This window comes from Janthinobacterium sp. FW305-128, assembly GCF_020858135.1.
GTDB lineage: Bacteria > Pseudomonadota > Gammaproteobacteria > Burkholderiales > Burkholderiaceae_D > Janthinobacterium.
In genome coordinates this window covers 24,829-48,619 of sequence record NZ_JACYMK010000002.1, presented here as the reverse complement: position 1 = coordinate 48,619, position 23,791 = coordinate 24,829, and the positions used below count along the sequence as shown (strand labels likewise).

General features: G+C 61.1%; 23 protein-coding genes, 1 tRNA gene and 1 pseudogene. 14 read left to right on the top strand and 11 right to left on the bottom strand.

The features are described 5' to 3' along the window. Nucleotides 1–78: 78 nt before the first annotated feature. The 6 genes from IGS60_RS04945 (at nt 79) to IGS60_RS04920 (ending at nt 4,070) form a co-directional block, all read left to right on the top strand. Nucleotides 79–672 carry a hypothetical protein gene (locus IGS60_RS04945; protein WP_230502759.1) on the top strand — a complete coding sequence of 198 codons (594 nt, stop codon included), beginning with the start codon at nt 79–81 and terminating at the stop codon, nt 670–672. Continuing rightward, nucleotides 669–1,358: a hypothetical protein gene (locus IGS60_RS04940; protein WP_230502757.1), complete on the top strand. Its 690-nt coding sequence runs from the start codon at nt 669–671 to the stop codon at nt 1,356–1,358. Before IGS60_RS04945 ends, IGS60_RS04940 begins: the two co-directional genes overlap by 4 nt. 84 nt (nt 1,359–1,442) lie before the next feature. Further along, nucleotides 1,443–2,036 (top strand): hypothetical protein, encoded by a 594-nt coding sequence (locus tag IGS60_RS04935; protein WP_230502755.1) that lies wholly within the window; start codon nt 1,443–1,445, stop codon nt 2,034–2,036. Between the two features lie 84 nt (nt 2,037–2,120). Further along, nucleotides 2,121–2,714, top strand: a complete 594-nt coding sequence (locus IGS60_RS04930) for a hypothetical protein (RefSeq protein WP_230502753.1) — start codon at nt 2,121–2,123, stop codon at nt 2,712–2,714. 84 nt (nt 2,715–2,798) lie between these two features. Next, on the top strand, nt 2,799–3,392 hold the full coding sequence (locus tag IGS60_RS04925) for a hypothetical protein (protein WP_230502751.1): 594 nt from the start codon (nt 2,799–2,801) through the stop codon (nt 3,390–3,392). A gap of 84 nt (nt 3,393–3,476) precedes the next feature. Then, complete coding sequence (locus IGS60_RS04920) at nt 3,477–4,070, top strand: hypothetical protein (protein ID WP_230502749.1); 594 nt, start codon at nt 3,477–3,479, stop codon at nt 4,068–4,070. A gap of 30 nt (nt 4,071–4,100) precedes the next feature. On the opposite strand, the pseudogene IGS60_RS04915 reads toward IGS60_RS04920, so the two are convergent. Then, nucleotides 4,101–4,523, bottom strand: a pseudogene (locus IGS60_RS04915) (MFS transporter); the annotation flags it as partial. 189 nt (nt 4,524–4,712) lie between these two features. Here IGS60_RS04915 and IGS60_RS04910 point away from each other — a divergent pair. Further along, on the top strand, nt 4,713–5,627 hold the full coding sequence (locus IGS60_RS04910) for a hypothetical protein (protein WP_230502747.1): 915 nt from the start codon (nt 4,713–4,715) through the stop codon (nt 5,625–5,627). Nucleotides 5,628–5,940: 313 nt separating this feature from the next. Next, nucleotides 5,941–6,432, top strand: coding sequence for a hypothetical protein (locus IGS60_RS04905; RefSeq protein WP_230502745.1), 492 nt, complete (start codon nt 5,941–5,943; stop codon nt 6,430–6,432). A 234-nt stretch (nt 6,433–6,666) separates the two neighbouring features. Here the strand turns inward: IGS60_RS04905 and IGS60_RS04900 are convergent, their stop codons facing one another. After that, nucleotides 6,667–7,320, bottom strand: coding sequence for a TetR/AcrR family transcriptional regulator (locus tag IGS60_RS04900; protein WP_230502743.1), 654 nt, complete (start codon nt 7,318–7,320; stop codon nt 6,667–6,669). A gap of 135 nt (nt 7,321–7,455) precedes the next feature. Between IGS60_RS04900 and IGS60_RS04895 the strand changes: the two genes are divergently transcribed. Together IGS60_RS04895 and IGS60_RS04890 are read left to right on the top strand one after the other, a co-directional pair. Beyond that, the gene (locus tag IGS60_RS04895; RefSeq protein ID WP_070223477.1) at nt 7,456–8,349 is read left to right on the top strand and encodes an NAD(P)/FAD-dependent oxidoreductase; all 894 of its coding nucleotides are present in this window, start codon (nt 7,456–7,458) and stop codon (nt 8,347–8,349) included. A gap of 365 nt (nt 8,350–8,714) precedes the next feature. After that, nucleotides 8,715–9,578 (top strand): class I SAM-dependent methyltransferase, encoded by an 864-nt coding sequence (locus tag IGS60_RS04890; RefSeq protein ID WP_230502742.1) that lies wholly within the window; start codon nt 8,715–8,717, stop codon nt 9,576–9,578. A 417-nt stretch (nt 9,579–9,995) separates the two neighbouring features. On the opposite strand, the gene IGS60_RS04885 is transcribed toward IGS60_RS04890, so the two are convergent. From IGS60_RS04885 to IGS60_RS04870, 4 genes are all read right to left on the bottom strand, one after another. Continuing rightward, nucleotides 9,996–10,070, bottom strand: a tRNA-Val gene (locus IGS60_RS04885). 81 nt (nt 10,071–10,151) lie between these two features. Beyond that, nucleotides 10,152–10,868, bottom strand: a complete 717-nt coding sequence (dnaQ, locus tag IGS60_RS04880) for a DNA polymerase III subunit epsilon (RefSeq protein WP_230502740.1) — start codon at nt 10,866–10,868, stop codon at nt 10,152–10,154. A gap of 205 nt (nt 10,869–11,073) precedes the next feature. After that, nucleotides 11,074–11,511 (bottom strand): ribonuclease HI, encoded by a 438-nt coding sequence (rnhA, locus tag IGS60_RS04875; protein WP_034784447.1) that lies wholly within the window; start codon nt 11,509–11,511, stop codon nt 11,074–11,076. Next, nucleotides 11,504–12,280: a class I SAM-dependent methyltransferase gene (locus IGS60_RS04870; RefSeq protein WP_121669758.1), complete on the bottom strand. Its 777-nt coding sequence runs from the start codon at nt 12,278–12,280 to the stop codon at nt 11,504–11,506. The genes rnhA and IGS60_RS04870 overlap by 8 nt, the downstream gene beginning before the upstream one ends. A 19-nt stretch (nt 12,281–12,299) precedes the next feature. Between IGS60_RS04870 and gloB the strand changes: the two genes are divergently transcribed. Beyond that, nucleotides 12,300–13,109 (top strand): hydroxyacylglutathione hydrolase, encoded by an 810-nt coding sequence (gene gloB / locus IGS60_RS04865; RefSeq protein ID WP_070223473.1) that lies wholly within the window; start codon nt 12,300–12,302, stop codon nt 13,107–13,109. 80 nt (nt 13,110–13,189) lie between these two features. Here the strand turns inward: gloB and aceB are convergent, their stop codons facing one another. Then, the gene (aceB, locus tag IGS60_RS04860; RefSeq protein ID WP_070223472.1) at nt 13,190–14,788 is read right to left on the bottom strand and encodes a malate synthase A; all 1,599 of its coding nucleotides are present in this window, start codon (nt 14,786–14,788) and stop codon (nt 13,190–13,192) included. Between the two features lie 216 nt (nt 14,789–15,004). Between aceB and IGS60_RS04855 the strand changes: the two genes are divergently transcribed. Further along, nucleotides 15,005–15,916 (top strand): LysR family transcriptional regulator, encoded by a 912-nt coding sequence (locus IGS60_RS04855; protein WP_230502738.1) that lies wholly within the window; start codon nt 15,005–15,007, stop codon nt 15,914–15,916. Nucleotides 15,917–16,704: 788 nt separating this feature from the next. Here IGS60_RS04855 and IGS60_RS04850 read toward each other — a convergent pair. The 4 genes from IGS60_RS04850 to IGS60_RS04835 form a co-directional block, all read right to left on the bottom strand. Continuing rightward, a complete protein-coding gene (locus tag IGS60_RS04850; protein ID WP_010398811.1) occupies nt 16,705–16,908 on the bottom strand; it encodes a cold-shock protein in 204 nt (67 codons plus the stop codon). A gap of 298 nt (nt 16,909–17,206) precedes the next feature. Beyond that, nucleotides 17,207–17,569, bottom strand: coding sequence for an Hpt domain-containing protein (locus tag IGS60_RS04845; RefSeq protein WP_070291633.1), 363 nt, complete (start codon nt 17,567–17,569; stop codon nt 17,207–17,209). Nucleotides 17,570–17,590: 21 nt separating this feature from the next. Further along, on the bottom strand, nt 17,591–18,241 hold the full coding sequence (upp, locus tag IGS60_RS04840) for a uracil phosphoribosyltransferase (RefSeq protein WP_046682928.1): 651 nt from the start codon (nt 18,239–18,241) through the stop codon (nt 17,591–17,593). Nucleotides 18,242–18,378: 137 nt separating this feature from the next. After that, entirely contained in the window at nt 18,379–20,061 is a 1,683-nt protein-coding gene (locus IGS60_RS04835) for an isovaleryl-CoA dehydrogenase (RefSeq protein WP_230502736.1), read from the bottom strand. A gap of 397 nt (nt 20,062–20,458) precedes the next feature. Between IGS60_RS04835 and IGS60_RS04830 the strand changes: the two genes are divergently transcribed. Then, nucleotides 20,459–22,198: a bifunctional diguanylate cyclase/phosphodiesterase gene (locus tag IGS60_RS04830; RefSeq protein ID WP_070224478.1), complete on the top strand. Its 1,740-nt coding sequence runs from the start codon at nt 20,459–20,461 to the stop codon at nt 22,196–22,198. Further along, nucleotides 22,195–23,691 (top strand): HDOD domain-containing protein, encoded by a 1,497-nt coding sequence (locus tag IGS60_RS04825; RefSeq protein ID WP_230502734.1) that lies wholly within the window; start codon nt 22,195–22,197, stop codon nt 23,689–23,691. Before IGS60_RS04830 ends, IGS60_RS04825 begins: the two co-directional genes overlap by 4 nt. Nucleotides 23,692–23,791 lie beyond the last annotated feature (100 nt).

Here is a 23,791-nt window from a genome sequence, read left to right as displayed (position 1 = left end):
CCCCAGACAACCAGCACCGGCCGACCCGCCCGCCGTGGCCGTCCCCCCCACCTTCAACACTTCCTGCAAGGCGCCATCATGCAAAAATATCTGCTTCAGACGATCTGCTTCCTGGCGGCCATCGCCCTCTGCACTGCCTGTGCCGCACCACACTCGCAGCAAGGCCCCGGCATGATCGTAACCTTCAGCAACGGCATCAAAGGAAAAGAGGTCGACGTGCTGCGTGCGCGAACGGCGAACGGCGTATTTTTTCCGACCCCTGGTTCACTAGGTCCTGACAAGAATCCCATGACCGGCGGAGCCACCATGGGCGCCGCGCCCGATGGCCGCGAACTGCCGCAATGGGTGGAATTCGAGTGGCAGGTATGGCCCTATCCCTACCCTGTCAGGCCTGCGGATCTTGTAGCGCGGCAAGTCTGGAGCGAAGGGGTACATGCCCTGTCCCGCTCGCTGCCCATCCAGACGGCCCGCGTCGCCGTCCGGTCGCGCGTGCCGCAAGACGTCATTGACGAAGTGCTGGTATCAAACAGGCAAAGAGCGCCCAACGCGCTGCCGGACAAGGATCTCTGGGTGTATTTCATCTGGTACGAGACGGGCATCAAGTTTCGCTGGAGGCTGCTGCAGGGCTGCTGCAAGATGCTGCGCGAAGGCGGCGACGAGCTTGCGCCATGACCAAAGCCCCAGACAACCAGCACCGGCCGGCGCGCCCGCCGTGGCCGCCGTGGCCACCGCCCTACCATCAACACTTCCTGCAAGGCACCATCATGAAAAAACATCTGTTCCAGGCAGTTTGCTTCCTGGCGGCCATCGCCCTCTGCACAGCCTGTGCCGCACCACACTCGCAGCAAGGACCCGGCATGATCGTGACCTTCAGCAACGGCATCAAAGGCAAAAAAGTCTACGTCATACGTGCGAGAACGGCGAACGGTGTATTTTTTCCGACCCCCGGGTCCCTTGGTCCCGACAAGAATCCGATGACAGGCGGCAAGACCATGGGCGCCGCTCCCGATGGCCGCGCACTGCCGCAATGGGTGGAGTTCGAATGGACCGAATGGCCCTATCCAGCACCGCCTCCACCAACAGAGTCAAGCGCCCTACAGGCATGGAACGACCGTGTGGACTTGCTGACCCGGACTTTGCCGCACAAACGTGCCCGCGTCGCCGTCCAGTCACGCGTGCCGCAAGACGTCATCGACGAAGTACTGGCGTCAAACAGGCAAAGAGCGCCCAACGCGCTGTCGGACAAAGATCTCTGGGTGTATTTCATCTGGTACGACACGGGCATCAAGTTTCGCTGGAGGCTGCTGCAGGGCTGCTGCAAGATGCTGCGCGAAGGCGGCGACGAGCTTGCGCCATGACCAAAACCCCAGGAAACCAGCACCGGCCGGCGCGCCCGCCGTGGCCGTCACCCCCACCTTCAACACTTCCTGCAAGGCGCCATCATGCAAAAATATCTGCTTCAGACGATCTGCTTCCTGGCGGCCATCGCCCTCTGTGCAGCCTGCTCTGTAACACGCTCGCAGGACGGCACCGGCATGATCGTGACCTTCAGCAACGGCATCAAAGGCAAGAAGGTCGACGTGCTGCGTGCGCGAACGGCGAACGGCGTATTTTTTCCGACCCCTGGCTCCCTGGGACCCGACAAGAATCCCATGACCGGCGGAGCCACCATGGGCGCCGCGCCCGATGGCCGCGAACTGCCGCAATGGGTGGAGTTCGAATGGCAGGTATGGCCCTATCCCTACCCAGATCGGCCCTCTGATCCTGTAGCGCGGCAAGTCTGGAGTGACGGCGTGCACGCCATGTCCCGCTCACTGCCCATCCAGTCGGCCCGCGTCGCCGTCCAGTCGCGCGTGCCGCAAGACGTCATTGACGAAGTGCTGGCGTCGAACAGGCAAAGAGCGCCCAACGCGCTGCCGGACAAGATGCTGTGGGTGTATTTCATCTGGTACGAGACGGGCATCAAACTCCGCTGGAAACTGAAAAGCAGTTGCTGTGGCTTGCTGCGCGAAGGCGGCGACGAGCTTGCGCCATGATCAAAGCGCCAGACAACCAGCACCGGCCGGCGCGCCCGCCGTGGCCGCCGGCCCTACCTTCAACGCATCCTGCAAGGCACCATCATGAAAAAACATCTGCTCCAGGCAGTTTGCTTCCTGGCGGCCATCGCCCTCTGTGCAGCCTGCTCTGTAACACGGTCGCAGGACGGCCCCGGCATGATCGTAACGTTCAGCAACGGCATCAAAGGAAAAGAGGTCGACGTGCTGCGCGCGCGAACGGCGAACGGCGTATTTTTTCCGACCCCTGGTTCATTAGGTCCCGACAAGAATCCCATGACTGGCGGCAAGACCATGGGTGCCGCGCCGGATGGCCGCGAACTGCCGCAATGGGTGGAGTTCGAATGGCAGGTATGGCCATATCCCTACCCGGATCGGCCCGCTGATCCTGTAGCGCGGCAAGTCTGGAGCGAAGGGGTACATGCCCTGTCCCGCTCGCTGCCCATCCAGACGGCCCGCGTCGCCGTCCGATCGCGCGTGCCGCAAGACGTCATCGACGAAGTGCTGGCGTCAAACAGGCAAAGAGCGCCCAACGCGCTGCCGGACAAAGATCTCTGGGTGTATTTCATCTGGTACGAGACGGGAATCAAGTTTCGCTGGAGGCTGCTGCAAGGCTGTTGCAAGATGCTGCGCGAAGGCGACGACGAGCTTGCGCCATGACCAAAACCCCAGGCAACCAGCACCGGCCGGCGCGCCCGCCGTGGCCGCCGGCCCTACCTTCAACGCATCCTGCAAGGCACCATCATGAAAAAACATCTGCTCCAGGCAGTTTGCTTCCTGGCGGCCATCGCCCTCTGTGCAGCCTGCTCTGTAACACGGTCGCAGGACGGCCCCGGCATGATCGTGACCTTCAGCAACGGCATCAAAGGAAAAGAGGTCGACGTGCTGCGTGCGCGAACGGCGAACGGCGTATTTTTTCCGACCCCTGGTTCACTAGGTCCTGACAAGAATCCCATGACCGGCGGAGCCACCATGGGCGCCGCGCCCGATGGCCGCGAACTGCCGCAATGGGTGGAGTTCGAATGGCAGGTATGGCCCTATCCCTACCCGGACAGGCCTTCTGATCCTGTAGCGCGGCAAGTCTGGAGTGACGGCGTGCATGCCATGTCCCGCTCGCTGCCCATCCAGACGGCCCGCGTCGCCGTCCGGTCACGCGTGCCGCAAGACGTCATCGACGAAGTACTGGCGTCGAACAGGCAAAGAGCGCCGCGGGCGCTGTCGGACAAGGATCTCTGGGTGTATTTCATCTGGTACGACACGGGCATCAAGTTTCGCTGGAGGCTGCTGCAAGGCTGTTGCAAGATGCTGCGCGAAGGCGGCGACGAGCTTGCGCCATGACCAAAGCCCCAGGCAACCAGCACCGGCCGGCGCGCCCGCCGTGGCCGTCACCCCCACCTTCAACACTTCCTGCAAGGCGCTATCATGCAAAAACATCTGCTTCAGACGATCTGCTTCCTGGCGGCCATCGCCCTCTGTGCAGCCTGCTCTGTAACACGGTCGCAGGACGGCCCCGGCATGATCGTAACGTTCAGCAACGGCATCAAAGGCAAGAAGGTCGACGTGCTGCGCGCGCGAACGGCGAACGGCGTATTTTTTCCGACCCCTGGCTCCCTGGGACCCGACAAGAATCCCATGACTGGCGGCAAGACCATGGGTGCCGCGCCCGATGGCCGCGAACTGCCGCAATGGGTGGAGTTCGAATGGAAGGTATGGCCCTATCCCTACCCGGACATGCCTGCCGAGCCGGTAGCACTGCAGGCATGGAGCAACGGCGTGCATGCCATGTCCCGCTCGCTGCCCATCCAGACAGCCCGCGTCGCCGTCCGGTCGCGCGTGCCGCAAGACGTCATTGACGAAGTGCTGGCGTCGAACAGGCAAAGAGCGCCGCGGGCGCTGCCGGACAAGATGCTGTGGGTGTATTTCATCTGGTACGAGACGGGCATCAAACTCCGCTGGAAACTGAAAAGCAGCTGCTGTGGCTTGCTGCGCGAAGGCGGCGACGAGCTTGCGCCATGACCAAAGCGCCAGGCCCCACACAGCGACCAAAAACATCAGGCCTGTTCCTTGGACTGGCAGCAGGATCTTGCCGAGTGCCGCCAAGCCCGCCAGCGCAGGCATGAGCACTAAAGTGGCACGCAGGCTACGCTCCATTAGCCAGCCGGCCAGCAGCGTGCCAACGAAGTTGGCGACACCAAAACCCAGGAGCATCAGAGACAAACCGTTTACATCTATATGGACAACGCTTTCAAGAGCAGGGCGAATATAGGTGAACAATGCATATTGCCCGGTATGGGCCAGTACGCAGCCCAACATCCCGATCCCGATCCCCGGGCGACGGAGCAATCGCAGTACCGATGTGGTGCGCGTCATCGTGCGCGGCGCCATACGGGGCAGCGTGAACAATTGAAACAAAAGTGTTAGCCCTCCGACAGCCGCGGCTGCTATAAATGCACTGCGCCAGCCATATATGCCCCCTAAGTAACTGCCCAGCGGTACGGAAACGACCGTCCCGATGGCGATGCCGCTGAATAATCAGAACGGCTAAAATGAGCAAGCAAAATCAAATTTTTCCATTGTCTAATCTCGTCAGTGAACTATTGACAAGTACTGAAGCATCAGCGGGCAAGACTGAACTTTCATTAAAAATATTAAAAAGATATGTCCATTTTCGATCTCGTCCTCAATATCTCTCCCTCCTTCCATCGCCAATGTTCAATTCGGATTGAAGGTGAGGCCACGGGACTGGCCACATTTGAAGCCCTTCAGACAGGCCTTCTTCCGCGCATTACACATAGTTTGTCAGTCGAAAGTGAACAAATGGCGACACTCCATAGACGTTCTTCCGCCATGTTAATGGAGTGGGATGAACAGTGGAATCAGCTTGGCTTGGATGGAATTAGCATTAACGGAGTTTTCGGTTCCTCGAGTTCGAAGCCTCAGTTGTTTTCGTTGTGGAGTCCGAAAGAAGGGTGCGCTGCACACACGATGCTGGCTGCTGTGTTTGAATGTTTGCCCTTTGACCGTTGCAGCGGGCCTGCTGGCGAACTGCTCGAGATTGTGCGGAGCTATTTAGACCTGCAGCCGCCCGTCAGCATCATCAACTATAAGCCGACGCATCTTCGGCTTGCACCGTGGATGCATGCAAATGACGCGTGCGAGGTCGAAAGCCATTTGCGGATGCTTGCCGATGACGGTGACTTGATAGTTGATGCGTCCGGTATGGAGCGATTTTGCGGAGCGCTAACGCAGCTACTGCCTGTTGAGCATCTGCTGAAAAGACGTGGGGAAGTACGTTGGATAGTCCGCAGCGAGTTTTCAAATGCTCTCATACAGGCTGGTGTTGCACAGTCTATGATTGAAATTGTTCCAGCCCTTCCGATTTCGCGCAAGGGTGAACCGATAGTGCTCGGCGGTATTTTTGTGGGTTCTTCAGAATTGATTTCTTTTGCCAAAGCCGGAGAAAGGATGCAATTGGTTCGCAGTTTTAGAAAAGAATACTCACTGACGATCGAGCAAGCCTCTAAGGCTGCAGCGGAGCTAATGGAAATTGTCGCATGCCATCCAATGCATTGAAGGAAACGAAAGCACGTTTTTCTTCGCTCAATTTCCAGTGATGAATCGGCGCCAGTAGCTGAGACGCTCCTGAGACATAGTTCTTGAAAGATGAAAAACCGATGGATCGTGTTTGGCATGGGCGTCCTGCCAGGCACCTGGTGTGCGATCTCGTAGCTGCCCGATCCAACGACGAGATCGGGCTGGCCTATCTATTCAGCTCTGCAATGATGCATTTAAGTTAAAGTGTTGCGTTGATCGATTGAACCCGCAGCCAAAAGCAGCCTTTGTCAGTGATGGATTTGCTCAGTTCCCTTCTGCCTGAATCGCGACCATGAAGAATCAATACCGTGTAACAAAATATGACCCCTCGCTGAGAGATGCGACAGGCGGATACACAGGCTGCGATTGGACTTCGCGATCTGATATCGGACGGGTATTTGACGCTGGGATGCTGTCTGAGGCGGTGTATCTGAATGTTGAAAATAGCTACCTGTCTGCTATGAAAAGTTTCCTGGATGAGGCAGGTATCGAGTCATTGGCGTTGACGGCATTGGAATGTCGCGACGCCCCCGCAGATGGCTTTCTGCACCGGGGGAACCTATCTATTGCTCAAAGCCTCGATTTCGCGCGTCTTGTCCTTCGCGAAGAGGCCTGGGGAAAACTCGTCGTGCCAGGCAAGGCGTATGTCCATTTTGGCTATGACTACTACATGTACATCGGAGTACCCTCGAAATGCGAGCGGTCGATTGCGATCACACGCGATCTAGGTCTATTTGTCGAACGAATTCGCTCGCCTCATCTTCGTCAACAGCCATTCAGATAAGTTACCCGACTTCGGATGAGGCAAACGAGTCAGTGCAGTGGTTTAATGTACCCGTCAGTCAAAAAGTAATCGAGTGGGATGGTCCCGCGTCAGGCATAAGCCGACACCAAAGAGCACTAAAGCACCTCTCAGCCCGCCTAAATGCGGGCTGTTTTCGTTTTCAGCCTGGCACTGTCTGGCAAGTTTTCGCACCACCAAGCCCCCCCTCCCGCTACTATGAAATGCCCGGAGCAATCAGCTGCATCCGCCCGCATGGTCGTTGCCACCGTGCGCGGCGATGAACATGGCGACTGCGGACCGGCAATAGGATTCGATTTCGTTGTCGTCCTCCGCTATCGCTTCATTGAAGCGTGCGATGATCAGCAGATCGGAACCTTTTAACAGCGCGGCAAACAAGCGGGCGGACCGGCGAGGATCGGGCACATGCAGAACCTCCTTCGCGTGCAACTGACGCAACAGAGCCTCGATTTGGGCGATGACATGGGCGGGGCCTGCTTCGTATTGGAGCTTGCTTAGCGACTGTTGACTCGTCTTGTCGGCCATGATCATGGCTTCGATACGACGGACGTCCGGGTTCAAGAACGTGCGAAGCAGGGATGATCCCACCGCCATGAGCTGATCCTCGGCCGAACCGTCTACGCCTTCAAACAGGGCCTGCGGTGCAAACTGATGGCAGCGGGCCGCAATGGCAGCGCTAAACAGCGCCTCTTTGTTCTCGAAGTGCCGATAGATGCTTAGCTTGGATATCTTCGCCCGCTGGGCGACCTTGTCCATTGTCGTCGCTTGAAAACCCAATTCCACAAAAAGCTCGCACGCAGCGTCGGCGATCGTTTGGCCAAGCGCCTCGTTGGTTGGCCGGCCGCGCCGGCCCTGATTTTTTTCAGTCATAAAAATTCCAGTACTTGACAGTATCCAATTCTTTAATTAGGATACCACATAGTATCCAAAACGTGCAAACCCAATGGACAGGTTATTGCGCGCCAAGCCCTGCCCAGCCCTCACCCACACACGGAGTCCATCACCATGAATGACGTCATCATTATCGGCGGCAGCTTTGCTGGCCTCGCCGCCGCCCTGCAGCTCGGCCGTGCCCGCCGCAAGGTCACGGTCCTCGACAGTTGCCGGCCGCGCAACCGCTTTGCCGGCCATTCGCATGGTCTGCTCGGCCACGATCACAAGCCGCCGCTGGACATCCTGGTCGAGGCGCGGCAGCAGCTGGCGCGCTATCCAACGATCAGGCTGGTCACTGCCCGTGCCGAATGCATCTCCGGTACGATCGACGATTTCTGCGTCGTCACTGACGATAACGAAAGCCTAAGGGCACGTCGCCTGATCCTGAGCTATGGCGTCGTCGATCAAATGCCTGATATCCCGGGCTTCGCCGAAGGCTGGGGCACGTCCATTGTGCCCTGCCCCTATTGTGACGGTTTTGAAGTCGCCGGCCAGCATTGGGGCCTTGTCTGGTCTGGTCCGCAGTCGCACAATTATGTCAGGCTGTACGGCGATTGGACCGAGACGCTGACGGTCTTCGCCGATGGGCACGACATTCCACCCGATATCCGGGCCGATCTGGCGCGCCGCAACATACCTGTCGTCGATGGCCGAATCATGGAAATCACCCGACACGGAGGCGAAAATGCCACTGTCAAGCTCGATACCGCCACCAATGTCGCGGTCGACATCCTGTTCGCGCATCCGCGCAACAAGCCGTCCGCAAGCCTGCATGAATCACTGGGCCTCGCTACAGTCAATACGCCACTGGGCATCGCCATCAAGGTCGACGAGCGCCGCGAAACCAGCATACCCGGCATCTACGCCGCCGGCGATCTTGCAAACCCAGCCATGGCCTCGGTCACCACGGCAATATCGCAGGGCGCAACGGCGGGTATCTCCGCTCAGCAGTCGATGCTGGTTTGAGGGCACAGATTTGTGATGAGCATGGCCATCGAACCCGACAGCGCCGGTGTACACATCCCTCCGCCCGTCATCTATCCGGGAGCGCTGCTGTCGGGGTTGGCGGCGGAGCAGATCGAACGCGCGGCCGCGCTCGCAATTCCTCACCCACTCACGTTCATGAGATCCTCTCCGCGCAGGTCGAGGACCGCCATCGGTTCGCCGCACGGCATGCGATGGAGGTCGTCCCCCGACGTCGACCACTTCCTACACATCGAGGCCCCCGAGGCGATCGCGGAACGGATCGCGGCGTGGGGCCGACTCGTGTCATTCCCCCCTGCCTCGACAAAAGGGGTCTAGTCAAGAACAAATCAGAACAAGGAGATAGCATGACAGAGCAAAATGCCTATCAGGTCGCCGACTGGAATGATCAAAGCGGAGAGCGCTGGGTCGCAAACCAGGCCCGGCTTGATGCCATGGTGGCGGTGTTCGGCCAAGCCGCGATCGAAGCCGCCGCGCCCGCGACGGGCGAGCGCGTGCTGGACGTCGGCTGCGGCGCAGGCGCGTCGAGTCTGGCTCTGGCCGCCCGCGTCGGCGCGCAGGGGCAAGTGCTGGGCGTGGACATATCCGAATCGCTGATCGGCCGCGCACGCACGCTTACGCCACAACATACGCCGGCCCAGTTCCTGGTAGCCGACGCCAGCAGTGCCGAGTTGCCGGAAGGCGCGTTCGACATCCTGTTCTCGCGTTTCGGGGTGATGTTCTTCGGCGATCCAACAGGGGCGTTCGCCCATATGCGACGCGCGCTGCGGCCGGGCGGGCGGGTCGCTTTCGTCTGCTGGCGCGGCGCGGCCGAGAACGAATGGATGCGCCTGCCGATGGGCGCGATACAGGGCATCGTCGCGCTGACCGCGCCGCCCGATCCCGAAGCGCCCGGCCCGTTTTCGTTCGGCGAGCGGGATCGGGTGACGCGCATCCTGACGGCAGCCGGTTTCACCGATATCGCTATCGCGCCCTTCGATGCTTCCGTCCCGTTCGGCGAGGGCGGAACGCGGGACGCTGCGATCGACGACGCGGTGAAGATGGCGCTCGAGGTCGGCCCGCTGTCGCGCGTGCTCGCCGCTCAGCCCGATGAGATCCGTGCCCGCGCCGCGGTCGCCGTCCGTACCGTCTTCGCGGGCCGCCCCGGCGAGCGCTCGGTGATGATCGACGGCGCGGCATGGATCGTCACGGCGCGCAATCCGGCAAGTTGACACGGATTAACACGGGGGACGCCCACCGCTTGGTGGAACGGGGCGCCTTGGGCCGGGCAGATTGATATCCCGTCTGGCATGGCTCTGACGCCACTGGCGCTGCGATGAAAAATGTGCCGTCTAGGATGTCCGACTTTATTGTTCGTCCAGATAAAAATATGAACTTGCAGGGACTGCTGAAGGTCGCGACCGACCGTTTCCGCCCGGCCGATAGCAGACGACATGCGTGGCTTAGGCTTTGAGAGCAAGGAAGAGATATGATAGGCGTAAGCCTGCTTGATATGAAAACGGCCGCAGGAAGCGGCCGTATCGTTTGGGACTGGACAATGGACGAAAATCCCATTGCCCCAAGTTTGCCCCAAGTTCGTATTCAGACAAAAGATGAAATCCTGAGTCATTGAATACAAACGAAAAATTTGGTGGGAAGTGCAAGTTTCGAACTTGCGACCCCTGCAGTGTGAATGCAGTGCTCTACCCCTGAGCTAACCTCCCGAAGCGAGGCGAATTATCGCATAGGTGTTGCGGCATCTGCAAGGGCTGGCAAGAGGAAATTTACCATGCCCCGCTTTTTTCTCAGGCGGCCGCTGGCGGCGACGTGACGGCGCTCCAGATGCACTGGCCTTTGGCGGCCTTGTCGAGGCCGGCGATGGTGGCTGCGTGGGCGGCGAGTTCGTCGGCCGTGGCGCTCTGGAAGATGACTTCGGCCAGGGGCACGATTTCCAGCACGGCGCCGTCGGCGGCCACTTCCACCTCTTCTTCCATGCTCAGGCTGTTTTGCCCGCGCGTCATGGCCAGGTAGACGTCGGCCAGCAATTCGGAGTCGAGCAGCGCGCCGTGCAGCTTGCGGTGGGCGTTCGAGACGCCGTAGCGGTCGCACAGGGCGTCGAGCGAGTTGCGCTTGCCCGGATGCATTTCCTTCGCCTGCACCAGGGTATCGATCACGCCAACCACTTGTTCATGCACGGGCGGCAGGTTCAGGCGCTTGAATTCCGCGTTGAGGAAGCCGATATCGAACGGGGCGTTGTGGATGATCAGTTCGGCGCCGGCGATGTAGGCGCGGAATTCGTCGGCGATTTCCGCGAATTTCGGTTTGTCGCTGAGAAATTCCGTCGTCAATCCGTGGACGGCCAGCGCGCCCTCTTCCGAATCGCGCTCGGGATTGATGTAATGGTGGAAATTATTCCCCGTCAACATGCGGTTGTTCAGTTCGACCGCCCCGATCTCCAGGATGCGGTCGCCCGTGCGCGGGTTGAGGCCGGTGGTTTCAGTATCGAGAACAATTTGACGCATGGCGGATTCATTCGTAAAAGCAAAAAGCGAAGGGCACAGTATAGCAAACCTGTGTACTGCTGCAATCGCACCCAGACATGTTCGAACGCCCAACAAAACCGTAGCGAGCGGCAGTGATTTGTGGCCGAGAAGCGCAACCGTACTCTAGTACGGCGAGCATCACAGGCCGCAAAGCGCGCCGCGCAGTAGGTTGGGTTGGGCGTTCTTAGGCGCGCACGGTTTCCACGCCCAGGTTGGCCAGCTGATCGGCTCGCTCATTGCCAGGATGGCCATTGTGGCCGCGCACCCAGCGCCATTCCACTTCATGCACGGCCTGGGCCGTATCGAGCGCCTGCCACAGGTCGACGTTTTTCACGGGCGCCTTGGCCGCCGTTTTCCAGCCGCGCGCCTTCCAGCCGTGGATCCATTCGCTGATGCCCTTCTGGACATACTGGCTATCGGTATACAGCACCACCTGACACGGACGTTTGAGCGCCGTCAAGGCTTCGATCACGGCCTTCAATTCCATGCGGTTATTCGTCGTATTGAGTTCCCCGCCGTAAATTTCTTTCTTGGCGCCATCGGCTACCATCAGCGCGCCCCAACCGCCCGTGCCGGGATTGCCCTTGCATGCGCCATCGGCGTAAATCTCTACCTTATCCATCTTGCTGTTCCCGCCTTTTATTCGTGACCGGTGCGCCTGCGGGCGCCGTCGCCGGTTTCTTGGTCCACGCCGGACCGATCAAACGCATCCCTTTGACGCGCTTGATCGCCTGCACTATATACACTGCGCCCAGATATGGCCACCAGCGCGCGCCCGCCTTGTCCATGAAAGCGTTGCGGCGCAGCCATTTTTCTGTCCTGCAGGCAGGTGCGTAGCAGCCGAAGTAGCTTTGGCTGACGCCCATGTTCAGCAATTTTAACCAGTCTTTCATGCGCGGCATAGAGATCAGCTCGCCCGCCTGCGGCAGGTAATGGCGTCCCGTGACCCGCCCCAGCCCCTGGCGCACGCCCCACAGGCTGGCCGGATTGAAGCCGCAGACGATCACGCGCCCCTCGGGGATCAGCACGCGCTCGACTTCGCGCAAGACCTGGTGCGGCTCGGCGGCAAATTCAAGCACGTGCGGCAAGACCACGAGGTCCAGGCTTTGCGAGTCGAACGGCAACTCGTCAAAGGCCGACACGAGGGTCAAACGACTCTCTTGCGGCGGACGCGATGGCAGGCGCGAATCGAGCAGCCATTTATTCGGCATGCGGTTGGCGGCCAGTGCGTCGAGCTGGGGCAAACCTATCTGCACGGCATTAAAACCGAAGATGTCAACGGTCAGACTGTCGAGACATTGCTGCTCCCAGGCGCGCACGTACACACCGGCCGGCGTCTGCAGCCAGCCGTCAAGCGCTATAATGGATTTTTCGGATGCCACACTGTCCATTCAGTTTTCTCTTTTGCTCATGACACACTCCCCTGAACACGCTTTATCGGTACTTGCCGTGCCCGCTTTTGCCGACAATTACCTGTGGCTGATCCATGACGGCCGCCACGCCGCCGTGGTCGACCCCGGCGATGCGATGGCCATCCTCGATGCGCTCAAAGCCCATCAGTTGACCTTGTCCGCCATTTTACTCACGCATCACCACGCCGACCACACGGGTGGCGTGCCTGAATTGTTGCAGCATTTCGCCGTCCCCGTCTTCGGACCTCGCAATGAGGCTATCACAGCCATCACGGAACCGCTTGCCGAAGGCGATGTCGCTTACGTGCCCGAACTGGGCTTGCAAATGACCGTCATCGACGTGCCCGGCCATACGAAGGGGCATATCGCCTACGTGCGCCAGCGCGACGAGCGCAGCGGCGCACCGTGGCTGTTTTCCGGCGACACCCTGTTTGCGGGCGGATGCGGCCGCCTGTTCGAAGGCACGCCGGGCCAGATGGCCGACTCGCTGGGCAAGCTGGCCGCCCTGCCCGACGATACCGAGGTATTTTGCGCGCATGAGTACACCTTGTCCAATTTGCGCTTCGCTAACGCCGTCGAGCCGGGTAATGTGGCCTTGCAGGAACGCATCGCCATCGACACGGAAAAGCGCCAGCAGGGTTTATCGACCGTGCCGTCAACCATTGCCCTTGAGAAGGCCACGAACCCCTTCCTGCGCTACCGCGAACCGGCCATCCTGAGCAGCCTGAAGGTGGAAGGCAAGCTGACCACCGATGCTTCGCCCGTCGAAGCGTTTGCAGCTTTGCGGATGTGGAAAAATAATTTTTAAACGTACCCTTTCGCCATAAAAAATCCCGGCCGATGCTGATCGCATCGCCGGGATTTTTTTATGCTGTCATTTGATCAGGATCAGATTTCCTCGTACAGCGGCAAGGTCAGGAACTCGGCGAACGATTCCGACGTCGACATTTCCTCGAAAATCTGGCCGGCGCGCACATAGGTCGGACCATTGCCGCCCGGCGCATCGCGCTGCACCTTGGCCAGCTCTTCCGGAATCATGGCGCGCACCATGTCTGCCGTCACCTTGCGGCCGTCTTCCAGCACGCCCTTGCTGGAACGAATCCACTGCCACACTTGCGAGCGGCTGATCTCGGCCGTGGCCGCGTCTTCCATCAGGTTGTGGATGGGCACACAACCGTTGCCGGCCAGCCAGCTGCCCAGGTAGTGGATGCCCACGTTGATGTTGTAACGCAAACCGGCTTCCGTAATCGGCGCTTCCGGCTGGAAGTTCAGCAAGTCCGATGCCTTGACGTCGATGTCGGGACGCTGCTTCTCGATCTGGTTCGGCTTGTCGCCCAGCACTTTGGTGAACTCGCCCATGGCCAGTTCCACCAGACCCGGATGGGCAACCCAGCCACCGTCATAACCGTCGGTGGCGTCGCGCGCCTTGTCGTTGCGCACGCCACCCATGGCGATGTCGTTCTTTTCCGGATCATTCTTGATCGGGATCAAGGCCGCCATGCCGCCGATGGCCGGTGCACCACGTTTGTGGCAGGTTTTCAGCAGCAGCAAGGCGTAGGCGCGCATGAAGGGCGCCGTCATCGTGACTTTCGCGCGGTCGGCCAGGCAGAAATCCTTGTCCAGCTTGAATTTCTTGATACACGAGAAGATGTAATCCCAGCGGCCCGCGTTCAGGCCCGAGCTGTGCTCCTTCAGTTCGTACAGGATTTCATCCATTTCAAACGCCGCCAAGATGGTTTCGATCAGCACTGTCGCCTTGATCGTGCCTTGTGGCAAGCCCAGTTCGTTTTGCGTCATGACGAAGATGTCGTTCCACAGGCGCGCTTCCAGGTGCGATTCCATCTTCGGCAGGTAGAAATACGGGCCGGCGCCGCGCGCCAGCTGCTCCTTGGCGTTATGGAACATGAACAGGGCGAAATCAAAAATGCCGCCGGAAATGCGCTTGCCGTCGACCAGCACGTGCTTTTCATCGAGGTGCCAGCCGCGCGGACGCACAACCAAGGTCGCGATCTTGTCGTTCAGCTTGTACGACTTGCCATTTTGCTCGAGCGAAATCGTCTTGCGCACGGCGTCATACATATTGATCTGGCCCGTGATCTGGTTATCCCAGTTCGGCGTGTTCGAATCCTCGAAGTCCGTCATGTAACTGTCCGCGCCGGAATTGAAGGCGTTGATGACCATCTTGCGCTCGACGGGACCGGTGATTTCCACGCGGCGGCATTCCAGCGCCTTCGGAATCGGCGCGATCTTCCAGTCGCCGTCGCGGATGTGCGCGGTTTCTGGCAGAAAATCAGGACGCTCGCCCGCGTCGAGGCGCTTGGCCCGTTCCACGCGCACGGCCAGCAACTCCTGGCGGCGCGGCTCGAATGCACGCGTCAGCTTGGCCACCAGCGCCAGCGCGGCCGGCGTCAAAATCTGTTCGTAGCCGGGGGCGATGTCACCCGTGATTTGCATGCCATCGGGAAGTGCGATCGTGTTCTGCGTCATGAAGTTCTCCGGTTTTTAGTCAATATAAGCAAAGGAAATCTGGTGATCCAAGTATAAGCGCAACAACTGCGCAGGCAAGCTGGACAGAGGCGCAAAAACACTCTGCCAGGCGGCGCGTTTGTTCTATAGTATTGCACTATAAGGCATGGAAACGAGATTAAAAATCACTTCATCTATGCGTTTTTATCACAAGTGATGACATAGCGGGAGCAACACATGGGCCAGTTCAGACAAATATCGACCTTCGTGGAAGTGGTGGCCAAGGGCAGCCTGTCGGCCGCCGCACGCGCGGAAGGCATCGCGCCGGCCATGATAGGCCGCCGTCTCGACGCGCTGGAGCAGCGCCTGGGCGTCAAATTGCTGCAGCGTACGACGCGCAAGCTGGCGCTCACGAATGAAGGCGCCGCCTTCCTGGAAGATTGCCAGCGCATTCTGGGGGAACTGGAAGAGGCGGAAGCGGCCGTGGCCGAGCGCAGCGTCAAAGCCAGCGGCCATTTGCTCATTTCCGCGCCGGCCGGCTTCGGGCGCCAGCACGTGGCGCCATTGATTCCCTCGTTTGTCGCCGAGCACCGCGACGTGACGGTGTCGCTGAATCTGAACGACCGCCTCGTCGACCTGATCGGCGAAGGCATCGACGTGGCCATCCGCATCGCCAGTCTGTCCGATTCCTCGCTCGTGAGCACCAAGCTGGCCGACAACCAGCGCGTGCTCGTCGGCTCGCCCGCCTATCTGAAACGGGCGGGCACGCCGCGTATCCCGGCCGACCTGGTCAAGCACAATTGCCTGGCGATCAGCAGCGAAGGCAGCCAGCGGGGCTGGACCTTCCGCGAAAACGGCAAGAATGTGATTCTGAAAGTAGCAGGGAATATGGTCTGCAACGATGGCGAAGTGCTGCACGACTGGGCCCTGGCAGGCAAGGGCCTGGCGTGGCGCTCGATGTGGGAAGTGGGCGCGGAGATCGAATCGGGCCAATTGGTGACGGTGCTGGACCAGTTCGCCGCGCCGGGCAATGATATTTATGCCGTCTTCGCCCAACGCCGCCACTTGCCGCTGCGCATACGGGCATTTGTGGATTTTTTGCGGCATGCATATTCCCAACCCGACTACTGGCGCGAGCGCGCCATCTGAGGATGCCGGACCCAAGCTGCTGCGCGACAGTTTTGCCCCCGTCGTGACGCATGAAGGAACAACTTCAGCCCCCTGATCGTGCGTAGGTCGGCTAAGGGCGGCGTAGGTCGGCTTAGCGCAGCGTAAGCCGACACCCCAGCCCATGCACCTCCCCAGCACCACCATTGTCGGCGTACGCGCAAGCGCTAAGCCGACCTACCAGCTACCCGCCTGCCCGGCGAGGCATGCCGGCCAAAAATCACTGGGGTTCGCAATGGCTTGATTGCGCACCGCGACGTACCAGACGCAGGCCGGCATGGGTCAGCGTAGGTCGACGTAGGTCGACGTAAGTCGGCGTAGGTCGGCTTAGCGCAGCGTAAGCCGACACCGCCAGCCCATGCACCTCCCCAGCACCGCCATTGTCGGCTTACGCGCAAGCGCTAAGCCGACCTACCAGCTACCCGCCTGCCCGGCGAGGCATGCCGGCCAAAAATCAGAGGTATTCGCAACGGCTTGATTGCGCACCGCGACGTGCGAGACGCAGGCCGGCATGGGTCAGCGTAGGTCGACGTAGGTCGACGCAAGTCGGCGTAAGTCGGCTTAGCGCAGCGTAAGCCGACACCGCCAGCCCATGCACCTCGCCAGCACCGCCATTGTCGGCTTACGCGCAAGCGCTAAGCCGACCTACACGGTGACGCAAGCACGCCAAAAGAGCGCGCAGCCCACGCAAAACCCATACCTCACGGAAATTCAGGCGAAAAAAAATCCTCGGAGACCGAGGATTTCTTTATTTCGTTTGATCCAGCGTATTAGATTGGCTGAATGTTCGAAGCTTGCTTGCCTTTAGGGCCAGCGGTCACTTCAAAAGAAACGCGTTGGTTCTCTTGCAGGGACTTGAAGCCGTTCGACTGGATAGCCGAGAAGTGAGCGAACAGATCTTCGCCGCCTTCGTCAGGGGTAATAAAGCCGAAACCCTTCGAATCATTGAACCATTTTACGATGCCAGTTGCCATTACAATTTCCTATTTCAGTTAAGTTGGGCTTGCGCCCGTTATATCGTTTGAAGCAAGAAAGAAATGACAGACAAACTGCACTACTACCTCGAATCCAACGATGCCCAATTATACCAACAAAACTGAGAAAAACCATTCTTTCGCAAAATAAACTTGCGAACACTACTTTAATAGCCAAATCCCCGTCTTGCGGCGCCCTTTACCAGCGGCATGGAGACACTATATCCTAATCTTCGACGCGGGTGCTTTGCGTTGCATCAAATGAATCATTGCAACCACATCTCTGTAGTGCTGTCGCTCACGCGGTGAAATGGGTGGCGGCCGCATCACGTCCGGCCCAGTCCAGTAGCGCCGTCACTTGCGCCCGCAAGGCGGGCCATTCCGCCACCGCTTGCGCTGGGGTATTGAGCATGGCGCGCACCAGCTGTTCGATGCGCCGGCATTCCTGGCCCAGCGCGGCAAAGCCGAAGGTGGCGGCCGAGCCGGCCACCGCGTGCAGCGCGCGGTGCAGCTCCGTCAACGGTTCCAGACGGGCGCCTTCGCTGTCGCAGCGGCCGCTTGCCTGCGCAATCGCCTGCATCAGGGCCGGCACGCTGGCCGCATACTTTTCGTTCAACGCACGCAAACGCGTGCGGAAATCCGGATCGATCAAGGTTGCCATCGCAATACTCGCCTGAATGACTTACTTGGTGCCGAAGATACGGTCGCCGGCGTCGCCCAGACCCGGCACGATGTAGGCGTGGTCATCCAGGTGCGAGTCGAGCGCGGCGCAGAACATCTTGACGTTCGGGTGCGCGTTCTGGAACACGGTCACGCCTTCCGGTGCGGCCACCAGGGCCAGGAAGATGATCTGCTCGTCCGTCACGCCCCGTTTTTTCAGCACATCGACGGCATACACGGCCGAATTACCGGTCGCCACCATCGGGTCGCACAGGATGAAAGTACGCTCGTTCAGGTCCGGCAGGCGCACCAGGTATTCCACGGGCATGTGCGTGGCCGGGTCGCGGTACACGCCGATATGGCCCACGCGCGCCGACGGCACCAGGTTCAGCAAGCCATCGCTCATGCCGATGCCTGCGCGCAGGATGGGCACGATGGCCAGTTTCTTGCCGGCGATGACGGGCGCATCGATGGTCACCAGCGGGGTCTTGATTTCGCGCGTGGTCAGCGGCAGATCGCGCGTGATTTCATAGCCCATCAGCAAAGTGATTTCCTTGAGCAATTCGCGAAAGGTGCGCGTCGACGTGTCGTGCTCGCGCATGTGGCTCAGTTTGTGCTGGATCAACGGGTGATCGGTAATGAACAAATTCGGGAAGCGTGGGTCTTGTTTCATATTGTTTTTCTTTCTCTACTCTCTGGCGCGGCGGCAAGCATGCACCGCAAGCGCGCTGTGTGTCGATAAAATCATGGATTGCAGCATTATCCCAGTCCGCAGCCCGCCTGTGGCCGGAATTTTCGGATTTATTGAAATCAATACTCGCGCAGCGCGCGCGCCAGGATGGCCGCGCAATCGGTGCCGGCCGGCAAGCGGCCATACGCCCCGCCCGGCGCCTGCACCAGCCGCGACTGCAGGAAAGCTTGCGCGACGAACGGCGGCGCATGGCGCAGCAGCAAGGCCGCCTGCACGGCCAGCACGATGCGTTCGGAGAGTTGCCTGGCGCCAAACTCATCCGTCTGCGGCCCGTCCAGGTCGGCCAGCAGGCGCGCGCGGCAGGCCACAAAGGAAGCGTCATCATCGCCGGCCAGCGCCAGCTCGGCCGCCAGGGCGTCGCGCGCGGCCGGCGACTTGCCGAAGGCGCGCAAGACGTCGAGGCACATGACGTTGCCCGAGCCTTCCCAGATCGAGTTGACGGGCAGTTCGCGGTACAGGCGCGCCAGCGGCGCCTCTTCCACGTAGCCCGTGCCGCCCAGCACTTCCATGGCTTCCGCGCCGAAGCCGGGCCCCCGTTTGCAGATCCAGTACTTGCCGGCCGGCGTGAGCACGCGCGCCAGCATCGCCTGCCCTGCATCGTCCTTTTCATCGAAACAGCGGGCCAGGCGCAACGCAAACGCCGTGGCCGCTTCCGACTCGAGCGCGAGGTCGGCCAGCACGTTTTGCATCAGCGGCTGCTCGGCCAGCGGCTTGCCGAACACGGCCCGCTGGCGCGCATGGTGCAGCGCCTGCGTCAAGGCGGCGCGCATGATGCCGGTGCTGCCCAGCACGCAATCGAGGCGCGTATGGCTGGCCATCTCCAGGATGGTGGGAATGCCGCGCCCCGGCTGCCCCACGAGCCAGCCGTAGGCATTGGTGAACTCCACCTCCGACGAGGCGTTCGAGCGGTTGCCCAGTTTGTCTTTCAGGCGCTGCACGCGGATGGCGTTGCGGCTGCCGTCGGGCAGGTAGCGGGGCAAAAAGAAACACGACAGTCCGCCCTCGTCCGCCTGCGCCAGGATCAGATGCGCGTCGCACTGGGGCGCCGAAAAAAACCATTTGTGGCCGACGATGCGCCAGGCGCCGCCTGCCTCTGCACCGAACAGCGCTTGCGCCTCGTCCGGCGGCACGGGCACGGCGCGCGTGGTATTGCTGCGCACGTCCGAGCCGCCCTGTTTTTCCGTCATGCCCATGCCGACCAGGGCGCCCCGCTTCTGCTCCACCGGCAAGGAGCGGGGATCGTATTCGCGCGACAGGATTTTCGGCAGCCAGCGCTGCGCGATCTGCGGCAGATCCAGCGCCTGGCGCAGGGCAGGCACCGAGGCATACGTCATCGTCACGGGACACTGCGTGCCGTTTTCCACCTGTCCCACTAATAGATAGGCGGCCGCGCGCGCCACCTGGGCGCCAGGACCGGGCGAGGCCCAGGGCGACGCGTGCGCGCCGGCGCCCACGAGGATGTCCATCAGTTCATGCCAGGCCGGATGGAACAGCACTTCGTCGATGCGCCGGCCGGACCGGTCGAACTGCTGCAGCTCGGGCGTGTGGATATTGGCCAGACGCGCCAGCGCATACGTCTCGGGCCGGCCCAGCTTGTCGCCCAGCGCGTCGAGCTCCTGCAGCGCCGCGCCGCCGCCTTCACGCAGCAGCGCTTCGATCAGCGCCGGGTCGCAGGCGAACAGGTTGACGTTTTCAAACGGCGTGGCCTGGTTGAAAACTTCATGCGTATCAAAAGCATTCATGGGGGTCTCCCGCGATTTGTTATCATGGCGCCCTTGCCTGCCGCGGGCGCGCCGTCAACACCGTCTGCCAGCCAGACTAGCGCAAAGCGCAAGGCGGGGCAAGCGCGCCAGGGGAAGCAAGCGCAGATAAATGTTTCCATGTGGAATGAAAATACCCATGTGTGTCGCGCGGCATGATTTTTTTCATGGAAGGCAGGAATATTTACAAAACCTGAAGCAATGTTGCTTTATTTCATGTAATCGAATGCTTTTCAATGATACATTTCGTGTGGATCGCGTTCCGATAGCCGCCCTTCCGGCCCCTATGGCGCGCGTCACGCACGATGCACTGTTTCCGTTGGCGCCCTGCCCTGCAGCGAGCGCCGGCACTGATAATAAAAAGGTAAAAGCCAGCACGATGTTTTCCAGTACCCCATCCGCCGCCCACCGCGAGGCCCGCCACGAGTTGGACAACCTCATGGAAGAGGCAGGCGACGTCGTGTTCCGGCTCGATACGGACGGCCTGATCCTGTTCGCCAGCAAGCGCGCGGCCACCCTGTTCGGCGCGCCCTCGGGCCTGTCCGGCCATTTGCTGCTGCCGCTGGCCACCGAAGCGTCGCGCGCGGCGCTGCAGGCGGCGCTGGAAGACGCGCTGGAAGAGCCGGGCCGCCTGGAAGTGCGCCTGCAAGCGCCGGACCAGGAAATCTGGTTCGAGCTGCGCCTGTCGTCTTATATGAACGCGGCCGGCGTGGCCGAATTGCTGGTGGTCGGGCGCGACACGTCGGCCCAGCACAACACGGAAGAACGGCTGCGCCACATGGCAACGCACGATGCGCTCACGGGTCTGCCGAACCGCCTGCTGCTGTCGGACCGCATCCGCATGGTGATCGCCCAGGCCGCCCGTTCGGGCCAGGGCTTTTCCGTCGCCACCATCGGCCTCGATGGTTTTAAAAAGGTCAACGATGGCCTGGGCCACCCCGTCGGCGACGCCGTACTGCGCCTGGCCGCCGCGCGCCTGCGCAAGACCCTGCGCGACAGCGACACCCTGGCGCGCGTGGGCGGCGACGAATTCGTCGCCGTGCTGCCTGGCAGCGCCACCGACGCCCAGATCAAGCTGGTGACGGGCCGCCTGCTGGCCACCCTGCAGGCGCCGTTCGAAGTCGATGGCCACACGATCTACGTGGGCGCCTCCGTCGGCGTATCGATCTATCCGCTGCACGCGGAGGATGAAGTGCGCCTGGTGGCGCTGGCCGATGCGGCCATGTCGCGCGCCAAGGAAACGGGCAAGGCCCGCTGCCTGGTCTACAGCCCGCGCCTGAACGGCCCGTCGGAACACGATATTTCGTTGGAAGCGGCCATGTTCCACGCCGTGCGCGAAGGCGAATTCCTGCTGTTTTACCAGCCCATCGTCGACGCGCACACGCGGCAGATCCAGGGCTTCGAAACCCTGATGCGCTGGAAGCATCCGACACTGGGCCTGGTGCCGCCCGTGCGCTTCATCCCGATTGCGGAAGCCAATGGCCTGATCAACCTGCTCGGCGCCTGGGCGCTGAAGGCGGCCTGCGTGCAGCTCAAGCAGTTCCAGGAAGTGGCCAAACGGCCGTTGTACATCTCCGTCAACATCAGCCCGCGCCAGTTCCGCAACGATAAATTCCTCGACGTGCTCGATGAAGCCATCGCGTTTTCGGGTCTCTCCGGCGAACACCTGGTGCTGGAAATCACGGAAGGCACGCTGATGATCGACCCCGTGCATGCTGAAACCATCCTCGTCAAGATGACGGAGCGCCGCGCGCGCATCGCCATCGACGATTTCGGCACCGGCTACTCCTCGCTCGCGTATCTGAAGCGCTTCCCCATTTCCGTGCTGAAGATCGACCGCACCTTCATCAAGGACTTGCCCGAATCGAGCAAGGATGCGGCCATCTGCAACACCATTCTCGACCTGGCCAAGCATTTGAATTTGTCCGTCGTGGCCGAGGGCGTGGAAACCGAGGAGCAGATGCACTTCATCGAGTCGCGCGGCTGCCAGTACGTGCAAGGCTACCTGACGGGCAAGCCGATGCCGGCCCATGCCGCGCTATCGGCCTTGAGCGACAAAACCTATGCGGCGCTGGTGCCTGCGCCGTCTGCCAATGAACCGCGCGGAGGGGTGCAATGAATCCAGGTCATTTCACGGTACCGACACAGCTCGGCAAAAACACCCTGGACCTGCTGTGGGCGCGCACGCGACAGCAAGGCGACATGCCCGGCTTCGCGAAAGCCATCAGCGCCATCCTGGGCGCCATGCGCGGCGAGGATGACCACGAATTCGACATCACGCAAACGGTGCTGTCCGACCCTGTCCTCACGCACAAGGTGCTCAGGCTGGCCAACAGCGGCATGTATTCGGCCTTCGGCCAGCGCGTCAACACGGTCTCGAAGGCCGTGCTGGTGCTCGGCATCGACGCCATCGGCCACCTGGCGCTGGGCCTGAAGCTGATCGAGGAGCTGTCGCAGGCGTCGCCCGATTCCGTCAGCGCCCACGTGGAAATGGAAAAAGCCGTGCTGGCCGGGATGGTGGCGCAGCAGGTGGCCACCAGCGCCGGCAGCCTGCAGGCGGAGCAAGCCGTCGTCTGCTCCATGCTGCACACCCTGGGCCGCATGATGGTGACGTTCTACATGACGGATTTCTGGGCGCGCATGCAGGCGCATGCGGGTCCCGGCAACGAAGCTGCCGCCGCGCGCGAAATCCTCGGCCTGTCGCTGCCCGAAGTGGGCTATGCCACGGCCGCCCACTGGGGCTTGCCGCAGCACCTGATCAACGGCATGCGTCCGATGGACCCGTCGCCGGACAACTCCCCCGTCAGCGGCGTCGACTGGATGGCGGGCCTGTCGACGATGGCGGCGCGCTGCGCCGACTCGCTGTGGCATGACGATGCGGCCGGCGCGGCGCAGGTGCATGCGCTGATCGACGATTATGCGGGCACCCTGGGCATCACCGCGACCGACCTGGTGGTGGCGGTGGACAAGGCCAAGGCGATGGCGGCGGCCGACCTGTCGATCGCACCGCTGTCGAAACCGGCCGAACGGCGCGCGCGCCAGCTGGCCTCGACGCGCATGCGCGCCGAAGGCAATCGCGTGTTGATCGGCGGCCTGGCCGACCTGCGCGGCGCCATCGGCAGCGCCAGCCCGGGACAGATGGTCTCGATGGCACTCGAAACGCTGCACCAGGGCTTCGATTTTTCGCGCTCGGTGGCGTTCGTGCGCAACCACAGGGACCATTTGTATTCGGCGCGCATCAGCTTGGGCGAAGGCATGGCGGACCTGCAGGATTTGATGGTGTTTGGCGACGCGTATGAGCCGAACGTCTTCCATGCGGCCCTCAACAGCGACCGCGTGATCTTCATCGACAACGCGCGCGACCCGAAATTCGCCGCCAAGCTGCCGCAATGGTGGAAGACGACCCTGTCGGAAGCGCGCAGCTTCGTCGTGCTGCCGCTGTCGGCCAACGGCCACCCCACGGGATTTTTATATGGCGACTGGGACGACAGCTTCCCGCCGATCCAATTGAATCAGACGGAATTCAACCTGATCAACGATATCCGGGCGTTGCTGGTGCAGTCGGTGGAGATGCGCCATCAATTGGAATTGGTGGCGAACAAGGTGGCGTGACAGGAAGCGCCGACAATGGTGTCGGATTACGCGCTGCGCGCTAATCCGACCTACATGGCATGGGCCGTAGGTCGGATCAGGGCCGCAGGCCCGTCATCCG